5 protein-coding genes are annotated in these 6,555 nt (G+C 59.3%); all 5 read left to right on the plus strand.

What is annotated here, in order from left to right:
• Positions 1-33 precede the first annotated feature (33 nt).
• Entirely contained in the window at positions 34-1,296 is a 1,263-nt protein-coding gene (gene murA / locus ADG881_RS14590) for a UDP-N-acetylglucosamine 1-carboxyvinyltransferase (RefSeq protein ID WP_007149428.1), read from the plus strand.
• Between the two features lie 17 nt (positions 1,297-1,313).
• Positions 1,314-1,958, plus strand: a complete 645-nt coding sequence (gene hisG, locus ADG881_RS14595) for an ATP phosphoribosyltransferase (RefSeq protein ID WP_007148794.1) — start codon at positions 1,314-1,316, stop codon at positions 1,956-1,958.
• 95 nt (positions 1,959-2,053) lie between these two features.
• Positions 2,054-3,352, plus strand: coding sequence for a histidinol dehydrogenase (gene hisD, locus ADG881_RS14600; RefSeq protein WP_007149992.1), 1,299 nt, complete (start codon positions 2,054-2,056; stop codon positions 3,350-3,352).
• A 73-nt stretch (positions 3,353-3,425) separates the two neighbouring features.
• A complete protein-coding gene (hisC, locus tag ADG881_RS14605) occupies positions 3,426-4,553 on the plus strand; it encodes a histidinol-phosphate transaminase (protein WP_007151343.1) in 1,128 nt (375 codons plus the stop codon).
• Positions 4,554-4,899: 346 nt separating this feature from the next.
• Entirely contained in the window at positions 4,900-6,498 is a 1,599-nt protein-coding gene (locus tag ADG881_RS14610) for a DUF4139 domain-containing protein (protein ID WP_007149833.1), read from the plus strand.
• The last annotated feature ends 57 nt before the right edge of the window (positions 6,499-6,555 follow it).

Consider the following 6,555-nt stretch of genomic DNA (forward strand, 5'->3'; position numbering starts at 1 on the left):
GGTTGGAAGAACGCAACCATCTAGAGATTGTTCATGGATAAATTGATCATCACCGGCGGCCAGCGGCTGGACGGCGACATTCGTATTTCCGGGGCCAAGAATGCGGCATTGCCGATTCTGGCCGCCACGCTGCTGGCTGATGAGCCGGTGACGGTGGGGAATCTGCCGCACCTGCAGGACGTGACCACCCTGATCGAATTGCTCGGCCGGATGGGTGTCCATGTGGTGATCGATGACCGCATGAATGTGGAAGTGAATGCCACCACCATCAAGGAGCTGACCGCCCCCTACGAGCTGGTGAAAACCATGCGCGCGTCGATCCTGGTGCTGGGCCCCATGGTCGCGCATTTCGGCAAGGCGTCGGTTTCCTTGCCCGGCGGTTGTGCCATTGGCTCGCGGCCGGTGGATATTCACCTGCGTGGCCTGGAAGCCATGGGTGCCGAGATCGAAGTGGCCAATGGCTATGTGAATGCCAGTGTGGATGGCCGCTTGAAGGGCGCTCGCATCGTTATGGATGTGGTCACTGTGACCGGTACCGAAAACCTGATGATGGCGGCGGCGCTGGCCGACGGCACCACCTACCTGGAAAACGCCGCCCGTGAGCCGGAAGTGGTGGATCTGGCCGATTTCATCAATGCCATGGGCGGCAAGATCAGCGGTGCCGGCACCGACACTATTGTCATTGAAGGGGTTGAGCGCCTTACCGGTTGCCACCATCAGGTCGTTGCTGACCGGATCGAAACCGGCACCTACCTGATTGCCGCCGCCATTACCGGTGGCCGCATCAAGACCAAGGACACCGTGCCTGGCATTCTCGATGCGGTGCTGCAGAAGCTGGAAGAAGCCGGAGCGAAAATCACCGTCGGTGACGACTGGATCGAGCTGGACATGGAAGGGCGCCGTCCGAAGGCCGTGTCCTTGCGCACCGCGCCGTACCCGGCCATGCCCACGGATATGCAGGCCCAGTTCATGGCCCTGAATTTGGTGGCCGAAGGCACCAGCACCATTGTCGAAACCATTTTCGAAAACCGTTTTATGCACGTGCAGGAAATGAACCGCATGGGTGCGGACATCGAGGTGCAAGGCAACACCGCCATCTGCCGTGGTGTCGAGCAACTCACCGGCGCACCGGTGATGGCCACGGACCTGCGCGCGTCGGCTTCATTGGTGATCGCCGCGCTGGCGGCGTCCGGTGAGACCACCGTGGATCGCATCTACCATATTGATCGCGGTTACGAGTGCATCGAAGAGAAACTGCAATCGCTGGGCGCGATCATCCGTCGCGTACCACGCTGATCGGATCGGGATCTGTGATGAGCAAGCCATTGACCATCGCCCTCTCCAAAGGGCGCATTCTCAAGGAAACCCTGCCGCTGCTGAAAGCCGCAGGCATTGAGCTGCTGGAAGACCCGGCGGCCTCACGCAAACTGATTTTCGACACCACCCGTGACGATGTGAAAATCATCATCATCCGCGCCACGGACGTGCCGCCCTATGTGCAGCATGGCGCGGCGGATATCGGTGTGGCCGGCAAAGACGTGCTTATGGAGCACGGCGGTGACGGGGTCTTTGAACCGGTGGATCTGGACATTGCCCGTTGCAAACTGATGGTGGCGGCCATGAAGGATGCCCCGGAAACCGGCAGCCGCCTGCGAGTGGCCACCAAGTTTGTGAATGTGGCCAAGGCCTACTACGCCCAGCAGGGCAAGCAGGCAGAAGTGATCAAGCTATACGGCGCCATGGAACTGGCCCCGCTGGTGGGGCTGGCGGACCGCATCGTGGATATCGTCGATACCGGCAATACCCTGCGCGCCAACGGCCTGGAGCCCACCGAGCTGATCGCCCACATTTCTACCCGTGTGATCGTCAATCGGGCCAGCATGAAGACCCGTCACAGTGATATCCAGACGATCCTGGACAAGTTGACCGAAGCTGTGGCGTCCCGCGAAGCGGGTTAAAAGCGGATTAAGTTAACGCTTGCATGCAACAGGCTTCACGCGGTCACGCGGGTTGCTGAAGGTGTGCGGGTCTGTTGCGTTGAACGAGAGAGATCATGGAAACCACCTGGCTGAATGCCCAAGACGCTGATTTTGATGCCAAGCTCGCCGCGCTAACCGCCTGGTCGGAAGAGCGCGACGAAGAAGTGGCGGATCGTGTGCGTGGCATCCTCAAGGATGTGGCCAAGCGTGGCGATGCGGCGCTGGTGGAATACACCAACCGTTTTGATCGTCGTGACGTCGCGAGCATGGATGAGCTGGTGGTGGATCACGCCCAGTTGCAGGCCGCGCTGGCGCGCATTCCTGCCGAGCAACGTGAGGCCCTGGAAGCCGCCGCCGATCGCGTGCGTCGTTACCATGAAAAGCAGAAGCAGGATTCCTGGCACTACCGCGAAGCCGATGGCACCTTGCTGGGCCAGCAGGTGACGCCGCTGGATCGCGCAGGCATTTATGTACCCGGTGGCAAAGCGGCGTACCCGAGTTCCGTATTGATGAATGCGCTGCCGGCAAAAGTGGCCGGCGTGGGCGAAATCATCATGGTCTCGCCTGCCCCGGACGGCATCATCAATGACATGGTGCTGGCGGCCGCGGCCATAGCCGGTGTCGACAAACTCTTTACCCTCGGCGGCGGGCAGGCGGTGGCCGCGTTGGCCTATGGCACGGAAACCGTGCCGGCGGTGGACAAGATCGTTGGCCCCGGCAATATCTATGTGGCCGAAGCCAAGCGGCAGGTGTTCGGCAAAGTCGGTATCGACATGATTGCCGGCCCGTCGGAGATTCTGGTGGTTTGCGACGGAAAGACCGACCCGGACTGGATCGCCATGGATCTGTTTTCCCAGGCAGAGCACGACGAAGAAGCCCAGGCGATTCTGGTGTCCCCGGATGCGGCGTTCTTGCAACAGGTGGCTGAATCCATGGAAACGCTGGCGGCGACTCTGGAGCGTGAAACCATTATTCGCACGTCCATGAAGCACCGGGGCGCGTTGATCCAGGTGCAGGATTTGGATCAGGCCATCGACATTGCCAACCGCATTGCCTCCGAGCATTTGGAATTATCCATTGATGATGCGGAGCAGTGGGCGAAAAAAATTCGTCATGCCGGTGCCATTTTTCTGGGGCGCCACACCCCGGAAGCACTGGGCGATTACTGTGCCGGGCCGAATCATGTGCTGCCCACCAGCGCCACCGCGCGTTTCTCCTCGCCGCTGGGCGTGTACGATTTCCAGAAGCGCAGCTCGCTGATTGGTTGCTCCCCGGAAGGGGCCAGCACCCTGGCAAAAATCGCCTCGCCGCTGGCGCGCGGCGAAAGCCTGACGGCCCACGCCCGCAGTGCGGAATATAGAATTAAACGCTAGATGCCAGACGCCAGACGCCTGACGTGCGGCTTCTTTGTCCGGCGTTTGGCGTCAGGCTTCCGGCGGAGAACTTATGAGTAAATACTGGAGCGACTTCGTTCATGGGCTGGAGCCTTATGTGCCCGGCGAGCAGCCCAAGATGGACAAGCTGGTAAAGCTGAACACCAATGAGCATCCGCTGGGGCCGTCGCCGAAAGTGATCGAGGCGATCCGCGCTGAAGCGGATGATCGGCTGCGGTTGTATCCAGACCCGGACAGCAGCCAGCTCAAGCAGGCCATCGCCGATTACTATTCCAATCAAGGCTACGGGATCAAGCGTTCCCAGGTGTTTGTTGGCAATGGCTCCGACGAAGTGCTGGCGCACCTGTTTATGGCGTTTTTTAAACAGGATGAGCCGCTGTTGTTTCCGGATATCACCTACAGTTTCTACAAGGTGTATTGCGGCCTGTATCAGATCGACTATCAGCCAGTGCCGCTCGATGATGCGCTGGGCATTGCGGTGGATGATTATCTTGAGGGCGACAAGCCGCGCGCCAACGGTGGTATTATTTTTCCCAATCCCAATGCGCCCACCGGCAAGCTGTTGCCGCTGAGTGAGATTGAGCGCCTGTTACAGATCAATACGGAAACCCTGGTGGTGATCGATGAGGCGTACATCGATTTTGCCGGCAATCCGGGGCAAGGCGATGCCACGGCAATTGCGCTGGTAAACCGCTACCCGAATCTACTGGTTACCCAGACCCTGTCAAAATCCCGTTCCCTGGCCGGTTTGCGTATCGGGTTGGCTGTGGGTGATGAAGCGTTGATTGACGGATTGAATCGCATCAAGGATAGCTTCAATTCCTATCCGCTGGATCGCCTGGCCATTGCCGCCGGCGTGGCCGCGTTTGAGGATCAGGTGTGGTTTGAAAAAGGTTGTGAGCAGGTGATTGGCCAGCGCGAGTGGCTCAATGAACAGCTGGCGCAGCGTGGCTTTGAGAGTTTGCCCTCGGCGGCCAACTTTCTCTTTACCCGCCACGAGAAGCATAGTGGTGCTGAACTGGCCCAAGGGCTGCGCGAGCAAGGCATTATCGTGCGCCATTTTGGCAAACCCGAGCGCATCGCCGATTACCTGCGTATCACTGTGGGCACGCCAGAACAGAACCAGGCGCTGATTGCGGCGCTGGACGGGTTGAGTGAAAAGTTCAAAGTTCAAAGTTGAAAAGCGCGGGCTAAGTGTTACCACATTGAGACAAAGAGGCCGCGCCCACACTACACTCTGGACGCGGCCTCTTTGCGTTAACGGGTAAAGCCGCGCTTGAACTTTGCATTTCCTGAAGACGGCGATGCTACTGTGGGAAGCGATGCTTGCATCGCGAAGGCGCTTTAGCTTTCCACCGTTATTCGTGATGCGAGCATCACTTCCCACAGATATTACCAATGTTGGTTTTTTTTCAGAGGTCTTATCGCTCGTAAATCGCCTCTTGGCCGATGTCAGGGTTTGCCCGCTTGAACCTTTCGCATACCTGCGGTACTAACAGGCATCGCCCAACGGAAAGGCCTTATTAATGAAACGTTCGTTACTGCTTGCCTGTGCCCTGATCCCGATTCCCCTGTTTGCCGCTGACTTTGCTGTCACCGCTCCGGTGAGCAAGGCGGTGTTGTTTCCCGCCCAGGCTCATCTCAGTCGTACTTTCTCTCAGGCCTTGCCCGCCGGTGAGCACCAGCTGGTGGTGAAAGGGTTGCCGGAGCTGGATCTGGATAGTCTGCAGGTGGCGGTGAAAGGTGCCGAGTTGCTGGGGATGCGGCAAGGATTTGCCATTGCTGAGGGCGATGTCTCGGCCCGTCGTGCCGAGCTGGATGCGGCGATTCTCGAACTGGAGCAGGCCATGGCCGCCGCCCGGGCAGCAGACAGCCTGGACCAGCAGCAGATTAATCATCTGCAATCGCTGATGGGGCAAGCGCCACAAGGTGAGGCCGTGTTTGCCCAGGTGCCGGTGGAAAAATGGGCCAGTGCCTGGGCGTCCATTGGCAAGGCGGTGGCGCAACGGCAGGCGGCGATTAATCAGCGTGTGGTGACCCGGGAAGAACAGCAACGCAAGCTGGAGGCTCTGCGACAGGAGCGCCAGCAGCTGGGACAGGGTCAGACTCGCAGCCGCGAGCTGGTGCTCACAGTTGGTGCCGAAACGTCGGCTACCGCGCAGGTTGAATTGCAGTATTTTACCGGCCAGGCCGGCTGGCAGAATCAATTGCGGGTCGATCTGGATAGCGGCAGTGAAACGGTAGCCGTTACCGGTATTGCCCTGATTCATAACCGCACCGGCGAGGACTGGCAGAATGTCAGTGCCACCCTGGGGCTGGTGCCGGCCGGTTACCGTCACCTGCCGGATCCGCAGCCCTGGATTGTGCGTCTGGCGACGCCGCAACCGGAAATGCGTAAACAGTCCCTGCGCAGCGTGATGGCGGAACCGGCCGCCTTCGAAGCCGATATGGCTGAGCGCGTGCAGGCGATGCCGGTGGCTGCTCCGGTGGCTCACGGTTTTGATATGCGCGTGCCGCTTTCGTCTCCGCTGTCTCTGGCCAGTGGTAGCGCCAGTGCCCGGGTGCCCTATCAGCAGGCTGAACTGCCGGTGACGCTCAGCCGCGAAAGTTATCTCTGGCAGCAGCCGGCGGTGTTGCTGGTGGGGGAATGGAAGAATACCAGCGCGCTGCCCTGGCTGGCGGGGCGCGTCACTCTGTTGCGGGATGGTCAGTGGCTGGCCCGTTACCATCGCGGCGACAGCATCAAGCAGGGCGAGCAGGTGAAGATGAGTTTCGGCGATGACCCGCGTCTGCAGATTGAGGTGGTTCGCGAACCATCACAGCAAGGAGAGGTCGGCCTGATCAGCAAGGAGAATACCCTTTCTGCACTGAAGAACATCACTCTGACGTCCCATTACGACAAGGCGGTGACGGTGAATCTGCTGGATCGCCTGCCGGTGGCCGGCAACGAGGATATTACCGTCACGGCCAAGGGCAAGGCCGCAGATGCTCGCGATGTGGATGATGTGAAAGGGCTGCAACGCTGGCAGTTCACCTTGCCCGCCGGGGGGGAAGAAAGTTTCAAACAAGGCTTCGAAATTCGCTACCCGGAAGAATCTACTCTGAGCGGTGTGGAAGGGCTTTAAAGGCAATTAATAGTTAATAATGAATAATTAATAGTGCGCGACACAGGTTCTCTGTCT

Origin of the sequence: Alcanivorax sp. DG881 (assembly GCF_000155615.1) — a bacterium.
Taxonomy (GTDB): domain Bacteria; phylum Pseudomonadota; class Gammaproteobacteria; order Pseudomonadales; family Alcanivoracaceae; genus Alcanivorax.